Raw genomic sequence first — 413 nt, forward strand, 5'->3', positions numbered from 1 at the left:
GTTGTATTGGTATCTGGTTTTTCTACCCATGTGTAGGTTGTACCTTTTGGCAGATTGTCTGTATTGATACTTCCTTCTGCACTTGGGTCACTACCGTGTTTGGCCGTTGGAGCTGGTTCTTTCGCAGTTGGGTTGAACGTATCTTTTTGTTCCTTAACCGTGATTGGCACTGTGACTTCATCGACTGTTCCGTCTGGATAGGTGACTAAGGCTACGGTTGGATGACTGCCTGGTGTACTTACATCTGGCGTGTCTTTCCATGTGACTCTTGTGCCACTTGGTAAGCCTGTCTTGTCTACACTGTCTTCTACGTTTGGCACTGTTCCATTGTCTACCGTTTGTGCTTTTGGCTGTGGATCGTAATCGTCTTTTTGTGGCGTTACTTCTACAGTGACTGTCACTTCTTCCGTACT

The 413-nt window shown here is 46.2% G+C and carries 1 protein-coding gene; it reads right to left on the minus strand.

The window, feature by feature from the left end:
* The coding region (locus N8M20_RS10195; protein WP_261080515.1) for a Rib/alpha-like domain-containing protein at positions 1-413 on the minus strand (413 nt) is incomplete at both ends.

Origin of the sequence: Streptococcus mitis, assembly GCF_946190275.1 — a bacterium.
In the GTDB taxonomy this organism is placed as follows: Bacteria; Bacillota; Bacilli; order Lactobacillales; family Streptococcaceae; genus Streptococcus; species Streptococcus mitis_DC.